This is a genomic window from Nonomuraea salmonea (assembly GCF_042428605.1).
Lineage (GTDB): Bacteria > Actinomycetota > Actinomycetes > Streptosporangiales > Streptosporangiaceae > Nonomuraea > Nonomuraea salmonea.
The window spans coordinates 345,060-371,277 of the sequence record NZ_JBHMCF010000029.1 but is presented as its reverse complement, the minus strand read 5'-3'; the positions used below and the strand labels follow the sequence as shown (position 1 = coordinate 371,277).

At 71.9% G+C, this 26,218-nt stretch carries 20 protein-coding genes; 10 read left to right on the top strand and 10 right to left on the bottom strand.

The features are described from left to right. Window positions 1-16: 16 nt before the first annotated feature. Entirely contained in the window at window positions 17-907 is an 891-nt protein-coding gene (locus tag ACFFR3_RS25845; RefSeq protein WP_364363790.1) for a neutral zinc metallopeptidase, read from the bottom strand. Window positions 908-1,039: 132 nt separating this feature from the next. Between ACFFR3_RS25845 and dxs the strand changes: the two genes are divergently transcribed. Further along, complete coding sequence (gene dxs, locus ACFFR3_RS25840) at window positions 1,040-2,920, top strand: 1-deoxy-D-xylulose-5-phosphate synthase (RefSeq protein ID WP_345409296.1); 1,881 nt, start codon at window positions 1,040-1,042, stop codon at window positions 2,918-2,920. 143 nt (window positions 2,921-3,063) lie between these two features. Beyond that, a complete protein-coding gene (locus tag ACFFR3_RS25835) occupies window positions 3,064-4,539 on the top strand; it encodes an amino acid permease (protein ID WP_379483979.1) in 1,476 nt (491 codons plus the stop codon). 25 nt (window positions 4,540-4,564) lie between these two features. Here the strand turns inward: ACFFR3_RS25835 and ACFFR3_RS25830 are convergent, their stop codons facing one another. The 4 genes from ACFFR3_RS25830 to ACFFR3_RS25815 all read right to left on the bottom strand — a co-directional run bounded on the left by ACFFR3_RS25830 (window position 4,565) and on the right by ACFFR3_RS25815 (window position 9,084). Further along, window positions 4,565-4,948 carry an SSI family serine proteinase inhibitor gene (locus ACFFR3_RS25830; protein ID WP_364363796.1) on the bottom strand — a complete coding sequence of 128 codons (384 nt, stop codon included), beginning with the start codon at window positions 4,946-4,948 and terminating at the stop codon, window positions 4,565-4,567. A 91-nt stretch (window positions 4,949-5,039) separates the two neighbouring features. Further along, window positions 5,040-7,133 carry a 3-hydroxyacyl-CoA dehydrogenase NAD-binding domain-containing protein gene (locus ACFFR3_RS25825; protein ID WP_364363799.1) on the bottom strand — a complete coding sequence of 698 codons (2,094 nt, stop codon included), beginning with the start codon at window positions 7,131-7,133 and terminating at the stop codon, window positions 5,040-5,042. After that, the gene (locus tag ACFFR3_RS25820; protein WP_345409294.1) at window positions 7,130-8,293 is read right to left on the bottom strand and encodes a thiolase family protein; all 1,164 of its coding nucleotides are present in this window, start codon (window positions 8,291-8,293) and stop codon (window positions 7,130-7,132) included. The genes ACFFR3_RS25825 and ACFFR3_RS25820 overlap by 4 nt, the downstream gene beginning before the upstream one ends. 62 nt (window positions 8,294-8,355) lie before the next feature. Continuing rightward, window positions 8,356-9,084 carry a hypothetical protein gene (locus ACFFR3_RS25815; RefSeq protein ID WP_345387306.1) on the bottom strand — a complete coding sequence of 243 codons (729 nt, stop codon included), beginning with the start codon at window positions 9,082-9,084 and terminating at the stop codon, window positions 8,356-8,358. Window positions 9,085-9,439: 355 nt separating this feature from the next. Here ACFFR3_RS25815 and ACFFR3_RS25810 point away from each other — a divergent pair, with 355 nt between their 5' ends. The 6 genes from ACFFR3_RS25810 (at window position 9,440) to ACFFR3_RS25785 (ending at window position 17,902) form a co-directional block, all read left to right on the top strand. Further along, window positions 9,440-10,825, top strand: coding sequence for an LCP family protein (locus ACFFR3_RS25810; protein WP_379483978.1), 1,386 nt, complete (start codon window positions 9,440-9,442; stop codon window positions 10,823-10,825). Between the two features lie 241 nt (window positions 10,826-11,066). Further along, entirely contained in the window at window positions 11,067-12,362 is a 1,296-nt protein-coding gene (locus ACFFR3_RS25805; RefSeq protein WP_364363808.1) for a hypothetical protein, read from the top strand. Between the two features lie 164 nt (window positions 12,363-12,526). Continuing rightward, window positions 12,527-13,519 carry a LacI family DNA-binding transcriptional regulator gene (locus tag ACFFR3_RS25800; RefSeq protein WP_364363811.1) on the top strand — a complete coding sequence of 331 codons (993 nt, stop codon included), beginning with the start codon at window positions 12,527-12,529 and terminating at the stop codon, window positions 13,517-13,519. After that, window positions 13,516-14,289 carry a sugar phosphate isomerase/epimerase family protein gene (locus tag ACFFR3_RS25795; protein WP_359531130.1) on the top strand — a complete coding sequence of 258 codons (774 nt, stop codon included), beginning with the start codon at window positions 13,516-13,518 and terminating at the stop codon, window positions 14,287-14,289. Before ACFFR3_RS25800 ends, ACFFR3_RS25795 begins: the two co-directional genes overlap by 4 nt. A 49-nt stretch (window positions 14,290-14,338) precedes the next feature. Next, window positions 14,339-15,259 carry an alkaline phosphatase family protein gene (locus tag ACFFR3_RS25790; RefSeq protein ID WP_359531133.1) on the top strand — a complete coding sequence of 307 codons (921 nt, stop codon included), beginning with the start codon at window positions 14,339-14,341 and terminating at the stop codon, window positions 15,257-15,259. 75 nt (window positions 15,260-15,334) lie between these two features. Then, window positions 15,335-17,902, top strand: coding sequence for a PEP/pyruvate-binding domain-containing protein (locus tag ACFFR3_RS25785; protein WP_364363817.1), 2,568 nt, complete (start codon window positions 15,335-15,337; stop codon window positions 17,900-17,902). 3 nt (window positions 17,903-17,905) lie between these two features. Here ACFFR3_RS25785 and ACFFR3_RS25780 read toward each other — a convergent pair whose 3' ends face one another. The 5 genes from ACFFR3_RS25780 to ACFFR3_RS25760 form a co-directional block, all read right to left on the bottom strand. Then, entirely contained in the window at window positions 17,906-18,769 is an 864-nt protein-coding gene (locus ACFFR3_RS25780; RefSeq protein ID WP_345387294.1) for a sugar phosphate isomerase/epimerase family protein, read from the bottom strand. Beyond that, window positions 18,766-19,932 (bottom strand): dihydrodipicolinate synthase family protein, encoded by a 1,167-nt coding sequence (locus ACFFR3_RS25775; protein ID WP_345387292.1) that lies wholly within the window; start codon window positions 19,930-19,932, stop codon window positions 18,766-18,768. The genes ACFFR3_RS25780 and ACFFR3_RS25775 overlap by 4 nt, the downstream gene beginning before the upstream one ends. Then, complete coding sequence (locus ACFFR3_RS25770) at window positions 19,929-21,074, bottom strand: Gfo/Idh/MocA family protein (RefSeq protein ID WP_345387290.1); 1,146 nt, start codon at window positions 21,072-21,074, stop codon at window positions 19,929-19,931. The genes ACFFR3_RS25775 and ACFFR3_RS25770 overlap by 4 nt, the downstream gene beginning before the upstream one ends. Before the next feature lie 140 nt (window positions 21,075-21,214). Beyond that, window positions 21,215-22,441 carry an HRDC domain-containing protein gene (locus ACFFR3_RS25765; protein ID WP_345387288.1) on the bottom strand — a complete coding sequence of 409 codons (1,227 nt, stop codon included), beginning with the start codon at window positions 22,439-22,441 and terminating at the stop codon, window positions 21,215-21,217. A gap of 45 nt (window positions 22,442-22,486) precedes the next feature. Further along, window positions 22,487-23,083 (bottom strand): DUF3000 domain-containing protein, encoded by a 597-nt coding sequence (locus ACFFR3_RS25760; RefSeq protein WP_345387286.1) that lies wholly within the window; start codon window positions 23,081-23,083, stop codon window positions 22,487-22,489. Between the two features lie 598 nt (window positions 23,084-23,681). On the opposite strand from ACFFR3_RS25760, the gene hemE reads away from it, so the two are divergent. Both hemE and hemG read left to right on the top strand, forming a co-directional pair. Further along, complete coding sequence (hemE, locus tag ACFFR3_RS25755) at window positions 23,682-24,701, top strand: uroporphyrinogen decarboxylase (protein WP_364363823.1); 1,020 nt, start codon at window positions 23,682-23,684, stop codon at window positions 24,699-24,701. 109 nt (window positions 24,702-24,810) lie between these two features. After that, a complete protein-coding gene (gene hemG, locus ACFFR3_RS25750) occupies window positions 24,811-26,214 on the top strand; it encodes a protoporphyrinogen oxidase (RefSeq protein ID WP_345409291.1) in 1,404 nt (467 codons plus the stop codon). The last annotated feature ends 4 nt before the right edge of the window (window positions 26,215-26,218 follow it).

Sequence of the window (26,218 nt, the reverse complement as noted above, 5' to 3'; positions counted from 1 at the left end):
AAGAAATAACGCACTATCAGGTGACATTCCGCGGATTGGCGGCCCAGGTATTGCAGGCTCCCGGCGATCCGCGATTGAACCCCCGCGTCATCCACGCGGCCTGCGTCGGCCCCTTGCCGTGGTCGTTCTGCGGCCACCCCTTGGCGCCGTTCTTCCTGAACCAGCCCACCGTGTACGCCCAGTCGGCGTCGGTGACCAGCGACGTGCCCTTCATCGTGCTCATGAACACGGCCGAGAAACACTCGGCCTGCAACTCGGAATTACGCGACAGCTGCAACCTCTTGGCCTTGCCCGCGACCGTGCGCGCCGCCCAGTAGTAATTCCAGATGCCGGAGACCTGCTGCACGTGGTGGCCGTACTCGTGGGCGATCAGCCGGGTGATGCCGAGCGGGAAAGGGTTGCGCAGCTGGTCCTTGCTGATCATCAGGTACATCGTGCGGTCGGTGGAGCAGTAGACGCCGTCGGCGCCGGTGTTCCACGAGCCGCAGGGCGTCTTGACCTTGCGGGTGATGATGCGCAGCCGCGGCTTGGCGAACGGCATCCCGGCCTTGCGGAACTGCGCCGCCCACGCCTTGTTCAGGCAGGCCGTCACGCGGGTCAGGAAGCGGCGGTAGGCGGGCATGCTCCCCGCGGGCAGGCTGCCCGGCCGGCAGTTCACGTCCGTGAGCCGGCCGGTCTTGTAGAGGGGGTTCGCGGTGGCCGTCGCCCGTCCGGCGACCGCGGCGCCGCCGTGCCTGCTCTGGCCCGCGCTGCCGGACGGCGCTGCGGGCTGCCGTCCCCCGTACGCGGGGTCGGTCGAAGTCGTGGCCACGTCCGCGAGCACCAGCGTCAAGGCGGCGGCGGCCAGCGCGAGGGCCACGCCTGCCGCGACGAGCGCCACGAGCCGGCCGGCGGGGACGGAGTTCATATGGTCCGCAAGACTAGGTCAAGATCGGACATTTGTGGGTGCATTTGACTTGATGGAGTCAGTGACGCCTTTGCGAACTAGACTCTGGGGATCGGCGCAAAAGAGCAGAGGGGAGTCGCATCCGTGAGCGGGTTGCTGGGCTCGATCGAGGGACCGCACGACGTCAAACGGCTTGCCGTCGAGGAGCTGCCGCAGCTCGCCGGAGAGATCCGCGACCTGCTCGTCGACTCCTGCGCCAGGTTCGGCGGTCACCTTGGGCCCAACCTGGGCGTGGTCGAGCTGACCATCGCCGTCCACCGCGTCTTCGACTCCCCGAACGACCCGGTCATCTGGGACACCGGCCACCAGGCGTACGTGCACAAGCTCCTCACCGGCCGGGCGGCCGGCTTCGAGGCGCTCAAGCAGGAGGGCGGCCTGTCCGGCTATCCGAGCCAGACCGAGTCCGAGCACGACTTCGTCGAGAACTCCCACGCCTCCACCGCGCTGTCCTACGCCGACGGCCTGGCCAAGGCGTTCAAGCTGCGCGGCGCGCGCGACCGCACGGTGGTCGCGATCATCGGCGACGGCGCGCTGACCGGCGGCATGGCCTGGGAGGCGCTCAACAACATCGCGGCGTTCAAGGACCTGCCGGTCGTGATCGTGGTCAACGACAACGGGCGCTCCTACTCGCCGACGATCGGCGGCCTGGCCTCCCACCTGTCCTCGCTGCGGGTCAACCGCCGCTACGAGGACATGCTCGAATACGTGAAGGACAAGCTGGGCAACGTCCCGGTCCTCTACGACGCTCTGCACGGCTTCAAGAAGGGCGTGAAAGACGTCCTGGCGCCGCAGGTGATGTTCGAGGACCTCGGGCTCAAATACCTCGGCCCCATCGACGGCCACGACGAGCAGGCCATGGAGGCGGCCCTGCGCAAGGCCCGCGACTTCCGCGGCCCCGTCATCGTGCACGCCGTCACCCAGAAGGGCCGCGGCTACAGCCCGGCGGAGAACCACGACGAGGACCAGTTCCACTCGCCGGGCGCCTTCGACCGGGCCACCGGCGCGGAGAAGCCCAAGGGCCGCATCTGGACCAACGTCTTCAGCGAAGAGCTGGTCAGGCTCGGCAAGGAGCGCGACGACCTGGTCGCGATCACCGCCGCCATGCTCCACCCGACCGGCCTCAACGCCTTCGCCGAGGCCTTCCCCGAGCGCATCTACGACGTCGGCATCGCCGAGCAGCACGCGCTCACCAGCGCGGCCGGGCTCGCGCTCGGCGGCATGCACCCGGTGGTGGCCGTCTACGCCACGTTCCTCAACCGCGCCTTCGACCAGCTCCTCATGGACGTCGCCCTGCACCGCCTGCCGGTCACCGTGGTGCTCGACCGGGCGGGCGTCACGGGCGACGACGGCGCCAGCCACAACGGCATGTGGGACCTGTCGATCCTCCAGGTCGTCCCCGGGCTCAAGGTCGCGGTGCCGCGCGACGGCGACCGCCTGACCGAGCTGTTGCGCGAGGCCGTCGAGGTCTCCGACGGCCCCACCGTGCTGCGCTTCCCCAAGGGCCCGGTCGCCGAGTCGCTGGAGGCGGTCGGCAAGCTGGGCGAGATGGACCTGCTGCGCGCTCCCGAGAGCGAGCCCGACGTGCTGCTGGTGGGTGTGGGCCCGATGACGCAGGTCTGCATGGACGCCGCCAAGCTGCTCGACGCGCAGGGCATCGCCGCGACCGTGGTCGACCCGCGCTGGGTCAAGCCGCTCGACGAGGCGCTCGTGACGGCCGCCGCCGCGCACAAGCTGGTGGCCGTCGTCGAGGACAACGGCCGGGTCGGCGCCGTGGGCGACGCGGTGGCGCGGCTGCTGCGCGACGCCGACGTCGACGTGCCCGTACGCACCTACGGCATCCCGCAGCGCTTCCTCGACCACGCCAAGCGGGCCGCCATCCTCGGCAAGATCGGCCTGACCGGGCAGGACCTCGCCCGCCAGATCACCGAGGCGGTCGCGCGCCGCACCTCGGCCGCCGAGCCGGCCCGCCGCTGAGAACCTGCTGAGTTCGACGCTCAGCCGGCCGCTGGAACGCCTGTCGTGGCGGTGATCGGGCGCGATCACCGCCGCGCATCAGGAGCTCCAGCGGAGCAGGCGTTCTCGAGAATGATCACTCTGGGTGGGGGAAGGATCACCCGGTGGACATCTTTCGCACGAAGAGCGTCGAACAGTCGATCCGCGACACCGAAGCCCCCGAGCACCAGCTGCGCAAGCGCCTGACCGCCACGGACCTCACCGTCTTCGGCATCGGCGTGATCGTCGGCACCGGGATCTTCGTGCTGACCGGACAGGTCGCCAGAGACGTGGCGGGCCCCGCCGTGGCGGTCTCGTTCGTCGTCGCGGGCATCGTGTGCGGGCTCGCCGCGCTGTGCTACGCGGAGTTCGCCTCCACCATCCCGGTCGCCGGGTCGGCCTACACCTTCTCCTTCGCGACCCTGGGCGAGTTCCCCGCCTGGGTGATCGGGTGGGACCTGATCCTGGAGCTGGCGCTGGCCGCCGCCGTGGTGTCGGTCGGCTGGTCGGGCTATTTCGCCTCGCTGCTGGCCTCGCTCGGCCTGGAGCTGCCGGCCTCGATCGCGGGTGCCGATCCGGTGGTCAACGTGCCGGCCGTGCTGATCGTGCTCATCCTCACGGCGGTGCTGGTGGCCGGGATCAAGCTGTCCTCACGGGTCAACCTCATCCTGGTGATCACCAAGATCGCGGTGGTGCTGCTGGTGATCGTGGCGGGCCTGTTCTTCGTCAACGGCGCGAACTACACGCCGTTCATCCCCGATCCGATCTCCACGCCGCGCGTGGAGGGGCTGCAGGCGCCGCTCGTGCAGGTGCTGTTCGGCATCGAGCCGGTGGCGTTCGGCGTGATCGGCATCTTCTCGGCCGCGGCGATCGTGTTCTTCGCCTTCATCGGCTTCGACATCGTCGCCACCGCCGCGGAGGAGACCATCGAGCCGCAGCACGACGTGCCGCGCGGCATCATCGGCTCGCTGGCCATCTGCACGGTCCTGTACGTCGCGGTCTCGCTCGTCGTCGTCGGCATGCAGAAGTACAGCCAGTTGAGCGAGGCGGCGCCGCTGTCGGACGCGTTCATCTCGGTGGGCCAGCCGTGGCTGGCCACGATCATCAGCGTGGGCGCGATCGCCGGCCTGACGACCGTGGTGCTGGTGCTGCTGCTGGGCCAGACCCGGGTGCTGTTCGCGATGTGCCGCGACGGGCTGCTGCCGCGCTCCCTGGCGGTGGTGCACCCCACGTTCGGCACCCCGGCGCGGCTGACGATCATCATCGGGCTCGTCACGATGGCGCTGGCCGGGTTCGTCTCGTTCGGGGAGCTGGCCGAGCTGGTCAACATCGGCACGCTGTTCGCGTTCGTGGTCGTCTCGCTGGGGGTGATCATCCTGCGGCGGACGCGACCCGACCTGCCGCGGGCCTTCCGCGCGCCGCTGGTGCCCTGGCTGCCGATCCTGTCGGTGCTGGCCTGCCTCTACCTGATGCTCAACCTGCCGGTGCAGACGTGGCTGCGGTTCCTGGTCTGGATGGCCATCGGGATCGTGCTCTACTTCGCCTACGGCTACCGGCACAGCAGGACCGCGGCGGCCCCCTGGCGCTCCTCGGGTGAGTGAGGAGCGGCCAGAGGGCCAAGGGTGGTCAGAGCGCGAGGACCGCTCCGGTGGCCGCGCGCATGTGGCAGCCGTTGACGTAGACCTTGCCCCAGCGCACGTTCTTGCCGTACCAGGTGCCGACGATCACGGCGGCGTGCGGCTGGAACTCGCGGGTGCAGGCGGCGTCGGGCTTGACGTTGAGCTTGGCGGGGTCGCCGCCGGCCTGCTTGAGCAGGCGGCAGGCGGCCCGCGCGTTGGGGTGGGTGCCGCCGGTGGGGGCGCAGTTGAGGTAGGCCGACTTGGCGCCGCCGCCCTTGACCCCGTAGACGACCTTGAGACGAGCCTTGGGGGCTGCCGCGGCCAGCACGGGGGAGGACGACGTGGCCAGGAGGGCGGCGCAGAGCATGAGGGTGCCTGCTGCTCTCATCATGGTTACTCTCCGTTCGTAGGACGGCACCAAACGCTACGACGGATCCGGTGAAGAGGAGAGGAGGTCCGCGTACGGACCTCCTCAAGCGAGCTTAAAATCGGGCCGGTACGGACGCCACGCCCGGCGCGAGGAAACGGGGCTTCGCGACGCCGGTGCGGTCGAGATACGGCGTGATGCCGCCGAGGTGGAACGGCCAGCCCGCGCCGAGGATCATGCACAGGTCGATGTCCTGCGGCGCGGCCACCACGCCTTCGTCCAGCATGATGCGGATCTCGCGGGCCAGCGCGGCCAGTACCCGCTCGCGCACCTGCTCGGCGGTGGACGGCGAGGCGCCGCCGGCGAACAGCGCGACCGCCTCGGGGTCGAGCGTGAAGTCGGGCAGGTAGACGCCCGGCTTGCCCGACTCGACGAGCTTGGCCATGTTCTCCGAGACGCCGAACCGGTCGGGGAACGCCTCGTGCAGCGTCTCGGCCACGTGCAGGCCGACGGCCGGGCCGACGAGCTGCAGCAGCGCGAACGGCGTCATCGGCAGCCCGAGGCCGTCGAGCGCGTGCTCGGCGGTCTCCAGCGGCGTGCCCTCGTCCACGGCCGCGACGACCTCTCCCATGAAGCAGGTGAGCAGCCGGTTGACCACGAACGCCGGGGCGTCCTTGACCAGCACCGACGACTTCTTCAGCGTCTTGCCGACGGCGAAGGCGGTGGCCAGCGTGGCGTCGTCGGTGGCCGCGCCCCTGATGATCTCCAGCAGCGGCATGACGGCGACCGGGTTGAAGAAGTGGAAGCCGACCAGCCGCTCGGGGTGCTTGAGGTCGGCGCCCATGGCGGTCAGCGACAGCGACGAGGTGTTGGTGGCCAGCACGCACTCCGCTGGGACGACGGCCTCGACCTCGGCGAACACCTGCTTCTTGACCGCCAGGTCCTCGAAGACGGCCTCGATGACGAAGTCGGCGTCGGCGAAGGCGTCCTTGGTGAGCGAGCCGCTGACCAGCGCCTTGAGGCGGTTGGCCTGGTCGGCCGAGACGCGGCCCTTGGCGAGCAGTTTGTCCACCTCGCCGTGCACGTAGCCCACGCCCTTGTCCAGGCGGGCCTGGTCGAGGTCGGTCAGCACGACCGGCACCTCCAGGCGGCGGGCGAACAGCAGCGCCATCTGCGAGGCCATCAGCCCCGCGCCGACCACGCCGACCTTGGTGACCTTGCGGGCCAGCGACGGGTCGGGCGCGCCCGCAGGCCGCTTGGCGCGGCGCTGCACGAGGTCGAAGGAGTAGAGCCCGGCCCGCAGCTCGTCGCTCATGAGCAGGTCGGCCAGCGCCTCGTCCTCGGCGGCGAAGCCTTCGTCCCTGGAGGCGGTCTCGGCCAGCGCGATCAGGTCGAGCGCCCGGTACGGCGCGGGCGCGGCGCCCCGCAGCTTCATGTCCACCAGGAACCGCGCGTCGGCCACGGCCTTCTCCCAGCCGTCGTGGGCCGGCCGCTGCACCGTCACCTCGCCCTTGACGACGCGGGCGGCCCAGCGCAGCGACTCCTCCAGGAAGTCGGCGGGCTCGAACATCGCGTCGGCGACGCCCAGCTCGTACGCCTCCCTGCCCTTGATCATGCGGTTGTTGGACAGCGGGTTCTCGATGATGAGCTTGACCGCCTTCTGCGGCCCGATGAGGCGGGGCAGCAGCTGCGTGCCGCCCCAGCCCGGCACCAGCCCGAGGAAGCACTCCGGCAGCGCCACCGCGGGCACGCCCGCGGAGATCGTCCGGTAGGAGCAGTGCAGCGCGATCTCCAGGCCGCCGCCCATGGCCGCGCCGTTGACGAACGCGAACGACGGGATGCCCAGCTCGCCGAGCCGCCGGAACACGTGGTGGCCGAGCGCGCCGATGGCCTTGGCCTCCTCGCGGGAGGTCACCGAGGCGGCGCCCTTGAGGTCGGCGCCGACGGCGAAGATGAACGGCTTGCCCGTCACGCCCACGGCCACCAGGTCGGTGCGCGCGGCGATCTCCGACAGGGCGCCGTTGAGCGCGAACAGGCCGTGCGGGCCGAAGGTGTTGGGCTTGGTGTGGTCGAAGCCGTTGTCGAGGGTGATCAGCGCCATCGTGCCCGCGCCGTACGGCAGCCGCACGTCGCGGACCAGCGCCTTGGTGACGACTTCGTCGGTGTTGCGCTCGCTCAGCAGCGACCGCCAGGTCTCGAACTCGCTCATGCCAGGTTCTCCCAGATCACGGTGCCGCCCATGCCCATGCCGACGCACATGGTGGTGATGCCGTAACGCACGTCGGGACGCTCGCCGAACTGCCGGGCGAGCTGCGTCATCAGCCGCACGCCCGAGGAGGCGAGCGGGTGGCCGTAGGCGATCGCGCCGCCGTACGGGTTGACGCGCGGATCGTCGTCGGCGATGCCGAAGTGCTCGAGGAAGGCCAGCACCTGGACGGCGAACGCCTCATTGATCTCGAACAGCCCGATGTCGGAGATGTCCAGCCCCGCCAGGCGCAGCGCCCGCTCGGTGGACGGGATCGGTCCGACGCCCATGACCTCGGGGTCGACGCCCGCGAACGCGTACGACACCAGCCGCATCTTCGGCGTCAGCCCCAGCTCCTCGGCGACCTCGCGGGCGGCGACCACGCACCCGGTGGCGCCGTCGTTGATGCCGGAGGAGTTGCCCGCCGTGACGTGCCCGTGCGGCCTGAACGGCGTCTTGAGCCCGCTCAGCCCCTCCATGGTGGTGCCGGGGCGGGGCGCCTCGTCCTCGACGGCCAGGCCCCAGCCCTTCTCGGCGGTTCTGATCGCGGTCGGCACGAGGTCGGGCTGGATCTTGCCGTCGGCGTACGCCTTGGCCGCCTTCTCCTGCGAGAGCACCGCGTACGCGTCGGCGCGCTCCTTGGAGATGGAGGGGTAACGGTCGTGCAGGTTCTCCGCGGTCATGCCCATGACCAGGGCGCTCGGGTCGACCAGCCGCTCCGACAGGAACCGCGGGTTGGGATCGACGCCCTCGCCCATCGGGTGGCGGCCCATGTGCTCGACGCCGCCGGCGATCGCGACGTCGTACGCGCCGAACGCGATGCCGCCGGCGACCGTGGTCACCGCGGTCATCGCGCCCGCGCACATGCGGTCGATCGCGTAGCCCGGCACGCTCTTGGGCAGGCCGGCCAGCACGGCGGCCGAGCGGCCGATGGTCAGGCCCTGGTCGCCGGTCTGGGTGGTCGCGGCGATGGCGACCTCGTCCACGCGCTCGGGCGGCAGGCCGGGGTTACGCCGGATCAGCTCGCGGATGACGCGGACGACCAGGTCGTCGGCGCGGGTCTCCGCGTACAGGCCTTTCGGCCCTGACCTGCCGAAAGGCGTGCGCACGCCGTCGACGAACACGACGTCACGAGAGGAAGGCACGGATTCGCTCCTCGTAGTTAGCAGGGGTTCCGTGCCTTATGCTACTCGTCAGTAACCACGCCGCAGACGAGGGCGGTGGTGAGCAGGCCGTAGACGATGCCCGTGGCCGGCTCCCAGAGGTGGGCGCGGGCTCCGAGCAGGGCGGCGATCGCCACGGCCGCGCCCGTCCAGAGCATCGCGCCCTCGCGCCGGCGGGCGCTCCGTCCGGGGTCCCAGGGGTCGCCGGGCGATCCGCCCGCCCGCAGGGCGCGGGTCACCGTCAGGGCGGCGTCGCGGGCCCACCACAGCAGGAACAGCGCGCCGGCGCCGATCGAGGCCCAGGCCATCGCGTCGGTGGCGGCGCTCAGCGCGTCGGCCAGGCCGTACTGGGCGGCCTGGCCGAACAGCCGGGGAACGGTCCAGCCGAGTAACAGCGTCACCGCCCAGCAGCCGGCCACCGCCAGCCGGGCCAGCGGGCGGGCGCGGCCGGAGAAGACGGCGGCGTACAGCTCGTGCTCGCGCTCGCGGACCCGGCGGGCGCGGGAGCCCCAGACGTACTGGGTGATCGCCATCGCGGGCAGGGCGGCGGCGAAGACGGCGAGCGACAGCACCGCGAGCGGGAGCGTCTGCTCTCGCGTCGCGGCCCGGTCGGCGAGCAGCTGGGCGGTGGTGAGCAGCGCGATCGAGGCGGTGAGCGCCACGAGGGCGCCGCGCCGCGCGGATCTGGCACGGGCACGCAGCCCGGCCAGCTCCTGGGCGCCGGGAGGAGGAGCCATCTCGGTCAGAAGCATGACGTCATGATGGCGTCACCGTGCGTGGTGCCGCCCGGTGTTCGGGAGCTTTGGATGGAGCCCTCGCTGAGGTAACGCAGGACTGGCCTTCGGGTCACACTCTTCCCCATGGCGGCGTACGAACCTTGACATGATGCGAGGAGTCATACTCGTCGCTCGGCATTTGTGACTATGCTTCGCGATCATGGCGCGAGGGGTGAACCGCATGAGGGACCGGCACGACGAAGCGGTTCTGGGTCGGCGGGTCGCTCCGCCGCCCCCGCAACCGCCACCCCCGCCGCCGCCTCAGCCATCGGGCGGGAGGCGCAGGTCGCAGCCCCGCAAGAACCCGCTCACGCCGCTCGGCTGGGTCAGCGTGGCGCTGACCCTCGTGCTGGTGATCGCCACGATCGGCGGCTACGCCTATTACCGCTACCTCGACAGCGGCATCGACCGCCGGCCCTTCAACGTGGGCAAGAGCCGCCCGCCCGAGACCGGTGCGCTCAACGTGCTGCTGGTGGGCTCCGACTCGCGCGAGGGCGACAACAAGAAGTACGGTCCCCAGTCGCAGCACCTCGGCGAGCGCACCGACACGATCATGCTGCTGCACATCTCCCCGAACCGGGACAACGCCACCATGATCAGCTTCCCGCGTGACTCCATGGTGCTCGTCCCGGAGTGTCAGGGACACAACGGCGGCGTGCTGCCCGCCGGGATCAAGCAGATCAACGCGGCCTTCAACGAGGGCGGCATCGAGTGCACGGCGCGGACTCTCGAGTCCCTCACCAACATCAAGATCAATCACTTCGTGAAGGTCGACTTCACCGGCTTCAAGGGCATCGTGGACGCCATCGGCGGCATCGAGATCTGCCTGCCCAAGCCGGTCAACGACCCCAAGGCCAAGCTGGTGCTCGACGCCGGCAAGCACGTGGTGAAGGGCGAGCAGGCGCTGGGGTACGTACGGACCCGCTACGCGCTCGGCGACGGCAGCGACCTGAGCCGCATCCAGCGCCAGCAGGTGTTCCTGCAGCAGGTCATGAAGAAGATCACCGACGGCGGCCTGCTCACCGACCCCGGCGGGCTCAACGACTTCCTGCGCGCCGCCACCAAGTCCGTGACCGTGGACGAGGGGCTCACCCTTGAGCGCATGCTGGAGATCGCCAACAGCGTGCGCGGCATGACGGCCAAGGAGCTCAAGGGCATCACCGTGCCGACGGAGCCGTGGCCGCAGGACAAGAACCGCGTGCAGTTCGCCCAGCCGGCCGCCCGCGACTTCTTCGAGAACGTGCGCAACGACGTCGAGGTCACCAAGGCGCCCACGCCGGGCAAGTCCAGCGCGCCCGCGGTCAAGCGCGAGCAGGTGCGGCTGCAGGTGCTCAACGCCACCGGCGAGGAGGGTAAGGCGCTGCAGGTGGCCGACGCGCTCGCCGCGCAGGGGTTCGTGGTGACGCAGGTCGGCAACGCCACCCCCACCCCGACCACCGCCATCAGGTACGCCAAGAAGGACGCCGCCGACGGCCCGGCCTACGGTGAAGCGGTGGCGGCCCGGCTCTCGAAGGACAAGCGCACGCCCGTGGAGGGCAAGGTCAAGGCGACGGTCTCGCAGCCGTACACCGCCAAGACGCCGCCGGCCAAGATGCCGAAGGGGCCGGTCATTCAGCTCGTCATCGGCAAGGACTGGCCGGGGGTCCGCGTGCTGTCGGCGATTCCCGACTCGCTCAAGGACAAGGTCGTCGACACCAGTACGAATCCCTGCCTTTGAGCTCGTTCCAAAACGCTCGGCGGGCAACAGGGATTGGTCGGACGATCAGATTGCCATACCCGTGCAGTGGGACGCCAAAACACCTTTGGGGCGAATGTTACGGAGAGTAGTTTTAGTGAAACAAGTGAAATTTCCGGACAAGTAGTGGTAGGAAGGGGCGCGGTCCGAATACGCACTAGAGAGGTTCCCCGTGGCGCGCGACGAGAACGACAGGCCGTACGACGATGGGCAGGGTAGGTCGTTGAACCCGGAGTTGATGACGGGTGACGTGCTGTCTCCGCGGTGGAGCACCGATGACACCGACGAGCAGCCCGCCATCCAGGTCAGCGGCAACGAGACCTACATCCTGCCGGACACGAGCAGGCGTGACGTGCTCGACGACCCGCCGCGCGACGTGCTGGACGACCCGCACGACGTGCTCGGCTCCGGCGGTGACCGGCACGACGTGCTCGGCGGGGGCAACGATGTGCTGAGCGGCTACGACCAGGACGGCCGCGACACGGGCTCGCGCGACTACGCCGGCTACGGCGCGGCCGACGACGTGCTCGGCGGGCGTGACTTCGGCGGGCCGAGCGGACCGTACGACCTGGCTGCCGACGACTACAGCGGACCGCAGCCCATCGACGGTTACAGCGGGCCGCACCGCGTGGACGACTACAGCGGGCCGCACCGCGTGGACGACTACAACCGCGTGGACGACTACAGCGGGCCGCACGCGATCGAGGACGACAACGCGTACCTGCCGCTCGACCGCGGCTACGACCCCACGCGCGACGACGCCGCCGACGACGACCGGCCCAAGCGCGGCTTCCTCGGCTCCGGCTGGACCGACGACTCCGACGACGCCCGCGAGCCCCGCGAGCCCAGGAGCTCGCGCGGCTCCTACGACGGGCACTCCGGTGACGGCGAGGGCGAGGTGCGCCGCCGTACCAGGCTGCTGCTGGTCGCGGCGGCCGCGGTGGTGCTGCTCGGCGTCGGCGCCGGCTGGATGCTCACCGGCACCTCCTCTGACGACCCGTGCGCGGGCGCCTCCTGCGCCAGCGCCGGCGAGGTGTCCTCGCCGACCGACGCCGCCGCCCCCGAGGAAGAGGAGGAGGCTCCGGCCGAGGAGGAGACCGAGCCCACGGACGAGGCCACCGACGACACCGGCGACACGGCCGACACCGGTGACACCGGCGACACGGGCGACACGGCCGGCCAGCCGAACCGGCCCACCGCGAGCACCCCGCCCGCCCAGCAGCAGTCGCGCGAGCGGCCGACCCGCGAGCCGTCGGCCACCCCGACCAGGGCGCAGCGCGGGGAGCAGGACACTCAGGAGAAGACCGAGCGGCCCACCCGCGAGCCCGAGCGCCAGTCGGACGACGGCCCGTCGCGCATCGACGACAACACGACCACGAACAGGAACGACTCCAGCTCCCAGCAGCAGGACAACGCGCAGGAGTCGACCTCCGACAACCCGGTGGAGACGGCGACCGAGGCGCCGGTGCAGGAGGACAAGGGCGGCGGCCTGCTCGACATCCTCTTCCCCTGGTTCTGACCAGTCCGCCCGCCTCCTCCCCGGAGGGCGGGCCCGGAGCGGAGAGCCGGAGTGGAGAGCCGCCTTCCCGGTGGGGCATCCTGTTGCCGCCGGCCCAGGACATGGCAGTATGCGGGTCCAGGTGTCGGCCAGGCAGCTAGGGAAACCGCTTACCGGGAGGTCTCGTGGTCACGCTTGAGGACGTCGCCAAGCAGGCGGGCGTCTCGCTCGCGACCGCCTCGCGGGTGCTCAACGGCAGCACCCGCCAGGTGGGCGCGACACTCCGGGCACGCGTCGAGCGGGCCGCGGACGAGCTCGGCTACCGGGCCAACATCGCCGCCCAGACACTGGCCAGAGGGGCGAGCAACGTCATCGGCATCGTCGTGCACGACCTGACCGACCCCTACTTCGCGGCCCTGGCCGACGGCGCGATGCGCGCGGCGGCCACCCACGGCCTGCTGGTCATGGTCGGCACCACGCACCGCGACCCCGAGCAGGAGATCGCCTACCTCTCCACGCTGCACGCCCAGCGGGTGCGCGCCGTGCTGCTCGTCGGCTCCCGGGTCGCCGACCCCGCCGTCACCGGCCGGCTGCGCGACGAGCTGGCCCGTTACCAGGCGGGCGGCGGCCGGGCGGCCTGCGTCGGACAGGACCTCCTCGGCGTCGACACCGTCGCGCCCGCCAACCGGCAGGGCGCCGCCGAGCTCGCCAGGGCGCTGGCGGGGCTGGGCCACACCAGGTTCGCGGTGCTGGCCGGGCCGCCGCACCTGGTGACCGCCGCCGACCGCAGCGCCGGGTTCGCCGCGGCGCTCGCCGAGCTGGGGCTGCCCGCGCCGCAGATCATCCACGGGCCCTTCGACCGCGACGGCGGCTACACCGCGGCCCAGCAGGTCGGCGACGCCACCTGCGTGTTCGCGGTCAACGACGTGATGGCGGTGGGCGCGCTCGCGGCCTGCAGGGAGCGTGGGGTGCGGGTGCCTGAGGACGTGTCGGTGGCCGGGTTCGACGACATCGTGACACTGCGTGACCATGTGCCCGCGCTGTCGACCGTACGGCTGCCGTTGCAGGACATGGGGGCGCGCGCACTCGAACTGGCGCTCAACGAGACCGACCCGGTGGTGGTCGAGGAGGTCGCCGGCGAGGTCGTGCTCCGCGAGAGCGTCAGGAGGATGGCGTGAGGCTGGCGGTCAGCACGCTGGGCATGCCGGGCGAGGACCTCGGCAGGGCGATCGAGCTCGCCGCGGGGCATGGGTGCCAGGGGCTGGAGCTGCGGCTGCATCCCGACACGGGGGTGCACGCGGGGCTGGACGCGCGGGAGCGGGCGTCCGTACGGGAGCGGATCGAGGCGGCCGGGCTGGAAATCTCGGCGCTCGCCGGATATGCGGGCGTCTGCGAGCCGGGGCCGGACCAGCCGGTGGTCGAGGCGCTCCTCGCCGACCTGCGCCTCGCCGCCGACCTCGGAGCGCCCGGCGTGCGGGTGTTCCCGCGCGGCGGCGATCCGTCCGTGGGCGCCCGCCGGCTCAGGGCGGTCTCCGGTACGGCCGCCGAGCTGGGCCGCCGCGTGCTGGTCGAGACGCACGACGCGATGGCGACCGGCGCCGCCGTGGCCGCGCTGCTCGCCGAGGCGGACCGCCCCGGCACGACCGGCGCGATCTGGGACCTGCTGCACCCGTGGCGGCACGGCGAGCCGCCCGCGCGCACGCTGGCCGAGCTGGGCCCTTACCTCGCATACGTGCAGGTCAAGGACGCGGTCTCCGAGCAGGACACGACTCCGGTGCCCATGGGCACGGGCACGGTGCCGCTGGAGGAGGCGGGCGAGCTGCTGCGCGCGGCCGGCTACGACGGATGGGTGTCGCTGGAGTGGGAGCGCACCTGGTATCCGCAGGTGGCGCCGGTCGAGGAGATCCTGCCGGGCGCGGCGGGCTGGGTGCGCCGCTTCTCCTCCTGACCGCCTTCCGGTGGCATGCCGGACATGTCGGTGGTGTTGAGTTAGGGGCATGTCCGCTCTGAACAACAAGGTGCTCGTCGTCGGCATGGACGGGCTCCGCTACGACCGGCTGGTCGCGCTCGGCGCCCCCGTCCTGGCCGGCCTGATGTCCTCCGGTGCGTACGGCACCAGCAAGCTCCCGTACGGCGAGGCCGGCACGCCGCGTACGGAGTCGCCCGGCGAGGTCGTCCCCAAGAGTCCCGAGCCTGGGGAGGCCGGGCGGGTGATCGCGTCGCGTACGGACTCGGGGCCGGGCTGGTCGTCGATCGCCACCGGCGTCTGGCCGGACAAGCACGGCGTGGTGGACAACGCGTTCACCGACCCCCGTTTCCTGAAATATCCGGACTTCTTGACGCGCGCCGCCACCGCCCGCCCCGGCCTGGCCACCGCCGCCTTCTTCTCCTGGGATGCGCTCGCCGAGCACGGCGCGTTCGGCCCCGCCATCGGCCACCGCTTCGTGCTCGACGGCTACGCCGTCGGCTGGTCGGAGGCCGACGCCCAGGTCACCGCGGCGGCCGTACGCCATCTGGCGGACGGCGACCCGGGCGCCGTCTTCGTCTACCTCGGCGACACCGACGAGGTCGCCCACGCCCTCGGCCCCCACTGCCCCGAGTACGCCGCCGCCCTGCACACCCAGGACGCCCAGCTCGGCCGGCTGCTCGACACGATCCGCGCCCGCTCCTCCTACGCCCGCGAGAGCTGGACGGTGCTGGTCACCACCGACCACGGTCACGTGGACTCGGGCGGCCACGGCGGCACCTCCGACGAGGAGCGCACGGTCTTCGTGGTGCTCCACCGGCTGGGCCACGACCTGGGCGGACGCGCCCTCGAGGGGCCCCGGCTGGTGGACGTGGCCCCAACGGCGCTGGCCGCGCTGGGCGTGCCCGTGGACCCCTCCTGGAACCTGGACGGGGCTCCCTTGGAGATCTAGATTCATCGCGTGTTGAATTCTTCCCCGGGAAGCGTGACACTGGGGGCAGGACGCCCGACGGCAGGGGGACACGCGATGAAGACGATCCTGAGCTTCGCCGAGATCGACGCGGGGATGCTCGCCGAGGTGGGCGGCAAGGCGGCCAACCTCGGCGAGCTGACCGGGGCGGGCCTGCCGGTGCCGCCCGGGTGGGTGCTCACGACGGAGGCGTACCGGCGGGTCGCGGAAGGGCTCGACACCGGCGGGCCCGCGCCGGCCGAGCGGGCCAGGCGGCACCTGCTGGAGGCGCCGATGCCGGAGGACATGCGGGCGGCGATCGTGGGGGCGTACCGGGAGCTCGGGGACGACGTGCCGGTGGCGGTGCGCTCCTCCGCCACCGCCGAGGACCTGCCGTTCGCCAGCTTCGCCGGCCAGCAGGACACCTTCCTCAACGTGGTGGGGGAGGAGGCGCTCTTAGCGGCCGTACGCCGGTGCTGGGCCTCGCTGTGGACCGACCGCGCGGTCTCCTACCGCGAGTCCAACGGCATCGACCACGCCGCCGTCCGGCTCGCGGTGGTCGTCCAGGAGATGGTGGACGCCCGCGTGGCGGGCGTGATGTTCACCGCCAACCCCGTCACCGGGCGGCGGCGCGAGATCGTCATCGACGCGAGCCCCGGGCTCGGCGAGGCGGTGGTCTCCGGCGCGGTCAACCCCGACCGCTTCCGCTTCCGCGACGGCCGCGTCCTCGAACGCAGCGCAGGGGACAAGGCGCTGGCCATCAGGGCGGTCCCCGGCGGCGGCACCGAGCGCGTCGAGACCGCTCAGGGCGAGCTGTGCCTGACCGACGACGAGGTACGCCGCCTGGCCGAGCTCGGCGCCCGCGTCGAGGACCACTACGGCGCGCCCCAGGACACCGAGTGGGCCATCGACGCCGCGGGCACGCTCCGGCTCACCCAGGCCAGGCCCATCACCACGCTCTACCCCCTGCCCGAGACCACGCGGCCTGGGCTGCGGGTCTACCTGTCGGTCAACGTCCTGCAGGGCGTCATGGGGCCGCTGACGCCGATGGGCGTGGCGGCGTTCCGGCTGATCAGCGCGGGCGGGGCCGGGTTGGCCGGGAACGCGCCCGCCGACCCCATCGACGGCGCGGGGTTCTTCGCGGTCTCGGGCGAGCGGGCCTGGCTCGACATCACCGCCGCCGTACGCAGCAGGCCGGGCCGCGCCATCCTGCCGCGCGCGCTGACGCTCGGCGAGGCCAGGGCCGTGAGCATCATGCAGGGCCTGTTCGAGGACCCGCGCCTGGCGCCCGCACGCGGCTCCGTGCGGCCGTTCCTGCGGGGGTTCCTGCGCTTCGCCGCCAATCTGCGGCTGCCCGTGCGCTTCTGGGTGGCGCTGACCAGCCCGCGCCGGGCCCTGGCCCACAGCGTGGCCATCGGCGCCGAGCTGGACCGGCGCCTGCACGTGCCCTCCTCCGCCACCCCCGCCCAGCGCCTCGACCACGCCCAGCACGTGCTCGCCCGGCTGTTCCCGCTGATCATCAGGATCATGCCGACCGCGATCACCGGCTACGCCCTCTACGCGCTGTCGGCCCGGCTGTCGGGCGTCCCGCTGGACGAGATGAGCGACGTCCTGCGCAGCGTGCCCCACAACCCGACCACCGAGATGGACCTGGAGCTGTGGCACCTCGCCACCCGCGTCGAGCCTGAGCCGTTCCGCGAGCTGCCGGTGCCCGAGCTGGTCCGCCGCTTCCAGGAGGGCGAGCTGCCGCCGGTCGCCCAGCGCGAGGTCACCGCGTTCCTCGCTAAATACGGCCATCGCGGCGTCGCCGAGATCGATGTCGGGGTGCCGCGCTGGTCCGAGGAGCCAGGCCACCTCCTCGGCGTGCTGGCCAACTACCTGCGCATGGACGGCGGGCTCACTCCGGGCGAGCTGTTCGAGAAGGGCACGCGGGAGGCGAAGCGGAGGATCGGCGAGCTGGCCGCGCGGGCCGGACGGCGCGCGCGGTGGCGCGCCCCCTTCGTGCGGTGGGCGCTCGGCCGCACCCGCCACTACGCCGGGCTGCGCGAACTGCCCAAGTTCTACCTGGTCAAGACGCTCGCGGCGGTCCGGCGAAGCCTGTTCGCGGTGGGGGAGCACCTCGTGGGCCTGGGCGTGCTCGAACGGGCCGACGACGTGTTCTTCCTCGACCTGCGCGAGACCAGGGCCGCGCTGAAGGGCGGCGACCTGCGGGAGCTGGTGGCCGAGCGGCGGGCGACGCACGAGCGGGAGCGGCGCCGCAGGCACGTGCCCAGGGTGCTGCTCTCCGACGGCACCGAGCCCGAGGCGCTCGCCGCCGCCACCGCCGACCCCGGCGCGCTCACCGGTACGCCCGCCTCCCCCGGCACGGTCACCGGCACCGCCCGCGTCGTCCTCGACCCGCACGGCGCCCACCTGGAGCCGGGCGAGATCCTCATCTGCCCCTCCACCGACCCCGGCTGGACGCCGCTGTTCCTGACGGCGGGCGGGCTGGTGATGGAGATGGGCGGCGCGATGTCGCACGGCGCGGTGGTGGCCAGGGAGTACGGCATCCCCGCCGTCGTCGGCGTCCCCGACGCCACCCACCGCGTCGGCAGCGGACAGGAGATCACCGTGAACGGCGCCGCCGGCACCGTCACGCTTCCCTGACTTCTAGAGGAGCACCAGCTCCTCGTAGCGGGCCTTCATCGTGGCCACCACCTCGTCGGGGTCGGCGGCCCAGACGTCGGCGTTGAAGATCTCGACCTCGACGTCGCCCGCGTACCCGGCGGCCTGGACGGCGCGCGTGATCGGCGGGAAGTCGATCACGCCGTCGCCCATCATCCCCCGCCCGAGCAGCACGTCCGCCGGCAGCGGATGCAGGTAGTCGCACACCTGGTAGCTCGCGATCCTGCTGCCCGCCCGCGCGATGTCCGCCGCCAGGCGCGGGTCCCACCACACGTGGAAGGTGTCCACGACCACCCCGACCTGCTCCTCGGGGTAGGGCAGGCTCAGCTCCAGCGCCTGACCTAGCGTGGACAGCACCGCCCGGTCGGGGCAGTAGATCGGGTGCAGCGGCTCCAGCGCCAGCTTGACCCCGCGTTCGCCGGCGTACGGGGCCAGCTCCGCCAGCGCCTCGGCCACCCGTTCCCGGGCGCCCGCCAGGTCACGGGTGAATCCCTCGGGCAGCGCCTCACCGGGTCGCACGCCCGGCAGGCCGCCCACGACCATCACCAGGCAGGCCGCCTCCAGCTCAGCTGCCTCGTCGATGGCCCGCCGGTTGTCGTCCAGGGCGTGGGCGAAGGCCGTCCTGCCCTCCTCGCCGGGCAGGCCGCCCGCGGTCAGGAAGCCGCCCCGGCACAGCGACGACACGCGCAGCCCGGCCGCGCGTACCAGCTTGACGCTCTGCGCGAGGCCCTGCTCCTCGACCTTCTCCCGCCACAGCCCGATCGCCTCCAGGCCGTGACGGACGCAGCCGTCCACCGCCTCGGCCAGCGACCAGCGCCGGGTCGTCCACTGGTTCAGCGACAGGCTCACAGTCCGTTCACCGCCAGCAGCGCCCGCATCCTGCGCACGGCCAGCTCCTGGTCGGCCAGCAGCCCTGCCTGGTCGGCCAGGCGGAACACCTCCGACAGGTGCAGCAGCGAGCGCGCCGACTGGGCTCCGTTCACCATGGCGAACGCGTCCTGGTGGCCGTTCAGCCAGGCCAGGAAGACGATGCCGGTCTTGTAGTGGTAGGTCGGCGCCTCGAAGATCTTGCGCGACAGGGTGACGGTCGGGGCCAGGATCTCGTCGTACGCGGTCAGCAGCCGCTCCCGCTCGGCCGCGTCATCGGCCGACTCGGCGGCGTCCAGGGTCCGCAGCGCCGCCGCCGCGGCCGGGGCGATCGCGTCGAAGATGCCGAGCAGCGCGTGGGAGCCGCTCTTGATCAGCGACGGGTAGTTGAAGTCGTCGCCGGTGTAGAGCTTGACGCCCTCGGGCAGCGCGGCGCGCAGCCGCACCTCGTGGTCCTCGTCCAGCAGCGACACCTTCACGCCGTCCACCTGCGCGGCGTGCGCGTGGATCAGCTCCAGGAACGAGTTCGTGGCCGCGTCCACGTCGGGCGAGCCCCAGTAGCCGGCCAGGTTCGGGTCGAACATCTCGCCCAGCCAGTGCAGGATCACCGGGCGGTCGGCCAGGCCGAACAGCTTGCCGTACACCCTGTGGTAGTCCTGCGGGCCCGAGGCGGCCGCGGCGAGCTGGCGGGAGGCCATGATGATCACGCCGGCGCCCGCCGACTGCACGGTCTCGATCTGCTCGGCATACGCCTGCGTGATCGCGTCCAGGTCCGCGGCGCCCGGCGCGTGGTCGGTGCCCGCCCCGCACGAGACGAGCGTGGCCGGGTCGCCGAACGCGCGGGCCTCGGCGGCGCTGCGCCTGATCAGCTGCTGGGTGGCAGCCCAGTCGAGACCCATGTTGCGCTGCGCGGTGTCCATGGCGTCGGCTACCCGCAGCCCGTGCGACCACAGGTGGCGGCGGAAGCGCAGGGTCGCGTCCCAGTCGACGGCGGCCGGTGAGCCCGGCGTGTTGTCACCGAGGGGGTCGGCGACGACGTGCGCGGCGGCGTACGCGATGCGGCCGCGCGCCGGCGCGCTCTCGACCGGCCAGGTCCTCTGCTCGCGCAGGGGATAGGACCCGAATCCGGGAAGTTCGATCCTCACAGCTGCGGCACCTCGATCCTGCGGCCCTCGGCGTTGGAACGCAGCCCCAGCTCGGCCAGCTGCACGCCCCTCGCGCCCGAGGCGAAGTCGTTCGGGAAGGGCGCGTCCTCCAGCACGTGCCGGATGAACCGCTCCCACTGCACCTTGAACCCGTTGTCGAACTCGGCGTTGTCCGGCACCTCCTGCCAGCCGTCGCGGAAGCGCGCGGTGGCGGGCAGGTCGGGGTTCCAGACCGGCTTGGGCGTGGCCGAGCGGTGCTGGACGCGGCAGTTGCGCAGGCCCGCCACGGCGCTGCCGTGCGTGCCGTCCACCTGGAACTCGACCAGCTCGTCCCGGTTCACCCTGACCGCCCAGGAGGAGTTGATCTGGGCGACGATGCCGCCCTCCAGGTCGAAGATCCCGTACGCGGCGTCGTCGGCGGTCGCCTGGTAGGCGTTGCCCTGCTCGTCCACGCGCGAGGGGATGTGCGTGACCGCCCGCGCATAGACCGACTGCACCCGGCCGAACAGGTTCTCCATCACGTAGTGCCAGTGCGGGAACATGTCGAGCACGATGCCGCCGCCGTCCTCGGAGCGGTAGTTCCAGGACGGGCGCTGCGCCTCCTGCCAGTCGCCCTCGAACACCCAGTAGCCGAACTCGCCCCGCACCGACAGGATGCGGCCGAAGAAGCCGCCGTCGATCAGCCGCTTCAGCTTGAGCAGGCCGGGAAGGAAGAGCTTGTCCTGGACGACGCCGTTCTTGATGCCCTTGGCGGCGGCGGCCTCGGCCAGCGCGAGCGCCTCCTGGGTGGACTCGGCGGTGGGCTTCTCGGCGTAGATGTGCTTGCCTGCCTCGATGGCCTTCAGCACGGCCTTGACGCGGGCGCTGGTGACCTGGGCGTCGAAGTAGATGAGGTTGGCGTCGTCGGCGAGTGCGGCGTCGAGGTCAGTCGTGAAATCGGAAATATCGTGCTTCGTAGCGATATCTGCAAGCTTGTCGGCATTACGGCCGACCAGGACGGGCTTGAGGGCGACCCTGGAGCCGTCAGAGAGCGTGACGCCGCCCTGCTCGTTGATGGCCAGGACGGAACGGACCAGATGCTGGCGGTAGCCCATCCGTCCGGTGACGCCGTTCATCACGACGCCGATGGTGCGCACGCTCATGAGGATCCCTTCAGGCACAACGGGTGGAAAGCGCTTTCCCGAACGGTACGGCCGTCCCACCGAAGGCGTCAAGAGCCCCGCCCCCGCCGCGCACGTGACGGGCCTCGGGCCCGGGTGGGGTTTCCACCCGGGGGCCGGGGTTACGCCTCGCCGCGGGCGTCCAGCCGGGCCAGGGCCTTGGCGATGGGGTGGGCGGTGAGGGAGAGCTGCCACTCGCGGGCTCCGAGCCCGCGCAGCCGCTCGGTCACGCTCTCGTCGGTGATCACGTCGGGCGGCTCCCACGTGAGCCTGCGTACGGCGTCGGGCTGCAGCAGGTTCTCCGTGGGCATGTGGTGCTCGTCGGCCAGCGCGGCGACCACGGCCCTGGCGGCGGCCAGCCGCTTGGCGGCGGCCGGGTCGCGGTCGGCCCAGCGGTTGGGCGGCGGCGGGCCGTCGCCCGGGGTGCTGGGCTGGGGGAGCTGGCTGTCGGGCAGGTTGCGGGCGCGGGCGACCGCGGCGAGCCAGTCACTCATGTGCCGGCGGGCACTGCGCCCGGTGAATGCCGAAATTTCGGTCAATGCCTTCTTGGTGCGCGGGCCCTCAAGCGCCGCCGTCACGATCGCCGCGTCCGGCAGCACGCGGCCGGGCGCCAGGTCCGCCTCACGGGCGATGCGGTCGCGCATGGTCCACAACTCGCGCACGATCGCCAGCGCACGCACGTTGCGCACCTTGTGAATCCCCGACGTACGGCGCCAGGGATCGGCGCGCGGCGCCGGCGGCGGGGTGTTGAGCACGGCGGAGAACTCCTCGCGCGCCCACTCCAGCTTCCCCGTCTCGGACAGCTCCTGGTGCAGCACGTCGCGCAGCTCGACGAGGACCTCCACGTCGAGCGCGGCGTAGCGCAGCCAGTCTTCGGGCAGCGGCCTGGTGGACCAGTCGGCCGCCGAATGGCCCTTCTCCAGCCGCAGGCCGAGCACGGTCTCGACCATCGTGCCGAGGCCCACCCGTTCATAGCCGAGCAGCCGGCCGGCCAGCTCGGTGTCGAACATCGTCCGCGGCCTGAACCCGACCTCCAGCAGGCACGGCAGGTCCTGCGAGGCGGCGTGCAGCACGATCTCGGCCCCGGACACGGCCTCGTCGAGCGCGGACAGGTCGGGGCAGCCGATCGGGTCGATCAGCGCGGTGCCGGCGCCCGTCCTGCGCAGCTGCACGAGGTAGGCGCGGTTGCCGTAGCGGTAGCCGGAGGCGCGCTCGGCGTCGACGGCGACGGGGCCGCTGCCCGCCGCGAACCTCTCCACCACCTCGGCCAGCCCGGCCGCGTCGGCGATGACGGGAGGGATGCCTTCCCGCGGCTCCAGCAGTGGCTCCACGGTGCGTTCTTCTGTCATGAGTTCACCGACCTCATGACGTAGGTGCTGTGTTGACTGGTGCCCTCACTTCGTTCGGTCACTCTCCGGATCATCACGTCGACGGGGCAGGGCGGCCACGTCGGGCGGGAGCGGCGGGATGCCCGCAGCCAGACACATCAGATCACACCAAGCGGCGACATGGCCGGACAGATCTTCCTGTGCGGGTGACCAGGACGCCCGCAACTCCAGCTCGGTCGTGACCGGATCGTCGGCCTTGTTGCCGAACCCCTCGGACACGGCTCTAGTCACGGTACCGCCAGCGGCGGAGTAGTCGGCTTGGTGGGCGTCGAGCGCCTCGGTCAGCCAGCTCCACGCGACCGGCCCGAGCAGCGGGTCGGAGGTGATCTCCGGCTCCATGTCGGCCCTGACGTAGGCCACCAGCCGGAACGGCCCCTCCCAGCCGCGCTGGCCGTCGGGGTCGTAGAGCAGGATCAGCCGGCCGACCGCCAGCTCGTCGTCGTCGCGGTAGACCGACGCGCCGATGGCCGCCGAGTAGGGGGCCAGCCGCTGGGGAGCGGGCAGGTCCTCGAGCTCGATCTCCGGCCGCACCTCGGCCAGCCGCATGCTCTCCGCGGCCCGTGCGAACACGGCGGGAGGCGGCGGCTGGTCACCGAGCGTCATAGCCGAAGCGTAGGTCGAAGACGGGCGGAAGGGGACCACGGGGGTGCTCATCCTTCGTGATCAAGTGGCTGCCGTAACCAGCTGGCGAACCGGGCGGATGGTCTCAGCGGCGCCGAAGACGAGGGCGTGACCACACTCGACGCAGGCCCACTCGGGGCACTGGCCTGGCTCGTGCCCGTCGAGGCACGGCGGCTGCTCGAACGGCCGCTCACCGGCGCAGGTCGGGCAGCGCTCACTGCGGCGCTCTGGGGAACTCCACAACGCGGTCATCGCACGAGTCATCGAACCGGGGCCTTTCTTCGGGTCGTGGCTCCGACGTTGGCATGAGCCGCTGACAATTCCCCGCAACGCGCTCGGCGTGTCCTGAAAGTGGTCGATGAATCGGTGCCGCGCGGTGGCTTGGGGAACATTTGGCCCAGTCGAGACCGGCTCTCTGGGCGGGCATGGGGTGTGGTGGACCCGTGGGGGATGCCGATGCCGAGCAGACCGGTAAACCTTCATCTGGCTATCTGATCATGATTTGGGGTGTCCAATGCATCTTTTTCCGACACCTCGGACCCGTGTCCTGACCGCGCCCCCCACATGGCACCCTGGTGAGGTGAACCTCGCCGAGTCAGCCTTCCTGCGCGCCTGCCGCCGCCAGCCCGTCCCGCACACCCCCGTCTGGTACATGCGCCAGGCCGGACGTGCGCTGCCGGAGTATCACAAGGTCCGCGAGGGCGTGCCCATGCTGACGGCGTGCGCCACCCCCGAGCTGATCGTCGAGATCACCATGCAGCCCGTCCGCCGCTACGGCGTCGACGCGGCCATCTTCTTCAGCGACATCGTCGTGCCGCTCAAGGCCATCGGCATCGACCTCGACATCAAACCGGGCGTCGGGCCCGTCGTCGCCGACCCCATCCGCGACGCCAAGGGCCTCGGCGCGCTGCGCCCCCTCGAGCCCGGCGACGTCCCCTACGTCACCGAGGCCATCAAGGCGCTCACCGCCGAGCTCGGCTCCACCCCGCTCATCGGATTCGCCGGCGCGCCCTTCACCCTCGGCTCCTACCTCATCGAGGGCGGCCCCTCCAAGAACCACGACCGCACCAAGGCCATGATGTACGGGGCGCCCGAGCTGTGGCACGCGCTCATGGAGAAGCTGACCGACATCGTGCTGGAGCACCTGCGCATCCAGATCGCCGCGGGCGCCTCCGCCGTGCAGCTGTTCGACTCGTGGGTGGGGGCCGTCGCGCCCGACGACTACCGCGAGTTCATCCTGCCCCACACCAGGCGCATCTTCGAAGGCGTCGCCGGGGTGCCCCGCATCCACTTCGGCGTCGGCACCGGCGAGCTGCTCGGCGTGCTCGGCGAGGCGGGGGCCGACGTCGTGGGCGTCGACTGGCGCGTCCCCCTCGACGAGGCCGCCCGCCGCGTCGGCCCCGGCAAGGCCCTGCAGGGCAACCTCGACCCGGCCATCCTGCTCGCGCCGTGGGAGGTCGTGGAGAAGAAGGCCCGCGAGGTCCTCCGCCGCGGCGCCTCCGCCGAGGGCCACGTCTTCAACCTCGGCCACGGCGTCCTCCCCTCCACCGACCCCGACCAGCTCAAGCGCCTCACAGACCTGGTCCACGAACACGCCTGACGCATGCGCGTGCGCGTGCGCGCGGCAGGAAGCGGGAGCCCCTGCCCGGGGCCGGGTGCTTCTGCCCCGGGAAAGTGAGCGGGGGCATGAGGCGGTAGCGTCTGGAGGCGTGGAAGGGAAACGGGCGCACGTGGTCGTCGTCGGCGCGGGGATCTCCGGACTCGCCGCGGCGTGGTATCTCCGCCAGGGCGCGCGCGAGCGCGTCAAGGTGACGGTCCTGGAGGGTTCGCCCCGCATCGGCGGCAAGCTCTACGCCTCCGAGGTCGCCGGGGTGAGCGTCGACGCGGGCGCCGAGGCCATGCTGGCCCGCCGTCCCGAGGGCAAGGAGCTGGCCAGAGCGGTCGGCCTCGGCGACGACCTGGTCTTCCCCGGCACCACCCGCTCCGCCGTCTACAGCCGCGGCGCCATCCGCCACCTGCCGAAGGGCCAGGTCATGGGCGTGCCCGCCGATCTGGCCGAGCTGGCGAAGTCCGGCATCGTCTCGCCCGGCGGGCTGCTGCGCGTGCCGCTCGACCAGATCCTGCCCCCGACGCTCGTCCGCACCGACGTCTCCGTGGCCTCCTACATCCGCGCCAGGATGGGCGCCGAGGTGGTCGACCGGCTGGTGGAGCCGCTGCTGGGCGGCGTCTACGCGGGCCGCGCCGACATGTTGTCGCTGGAGGCGACGATGCCGCGGGTGGCGGCGGTGGCACGTTCCGAGCGTTCGCTGCTCAACGCCACCCGCCACCTCGTCGAGGACGCGCCCAAGGACGCCGGCCCGGTCTTCACGACCCTGCGCAACGGCGTCGGCGGCCTGCCCGAGGCGGTGGCGAAGGCGTCGGAGGCCGACATCAGGACCGGCGTCACCGTACGGGAGCTGCACCGCACCGAGTCCGGCTGGCGTCTGGTGGCCGGCCCCGTGCCGCGCCCCGAGACGCTGGAGGTGGACGCGGTCATCGTGGCCACGCCCGGCCCGGCGGCGAGCCGGCTGCTCAAGGCCGAGGCGCCCAAGGCGGCGGCCGAGCTGGCCCGCATCCAATACGCCAGCATGGCCGTCGTCACGCTGGCCTACCCGATCGACGCCTTCCCAGAGCCGCCCGCCACCAGCGGCTACCTGGTGCCGCCCGTGGAGCGGCGGGCGGTGAAGGCGGTGACGTTCAGCTCGGTGAAGTGGCCGCACCTGTCGAAGGACCTGGTGATCCTGCGCTGCTCGATCGGCCGGGTCGGTGAGGAGCACCTGCTGCAGCGCGACGACGTGGAGCTGGTCGCGCTGGCCACCGCCGAGATGGCCGACGTGATGGGCGCCCGCGGCCTGCCCGTGGACAGCAGGGTGACGCGCTGGGGCGGCGGGCTGCCGCAGTACAACGTGGGCCACCTCGACCGGGTGGCCAGGGTGCGGGCGGCCGTCGCGATGGAGCCGGGTCTCGCGGTGTGCGGGGCGGCTTACGACGGCATCGGCATTCCCGCCTGCATCGGCACCGCCCGCACGGCCGCCGCCCGGATTCTGGACCACCTGTCCCTGAGAGCAGAATAGGCAG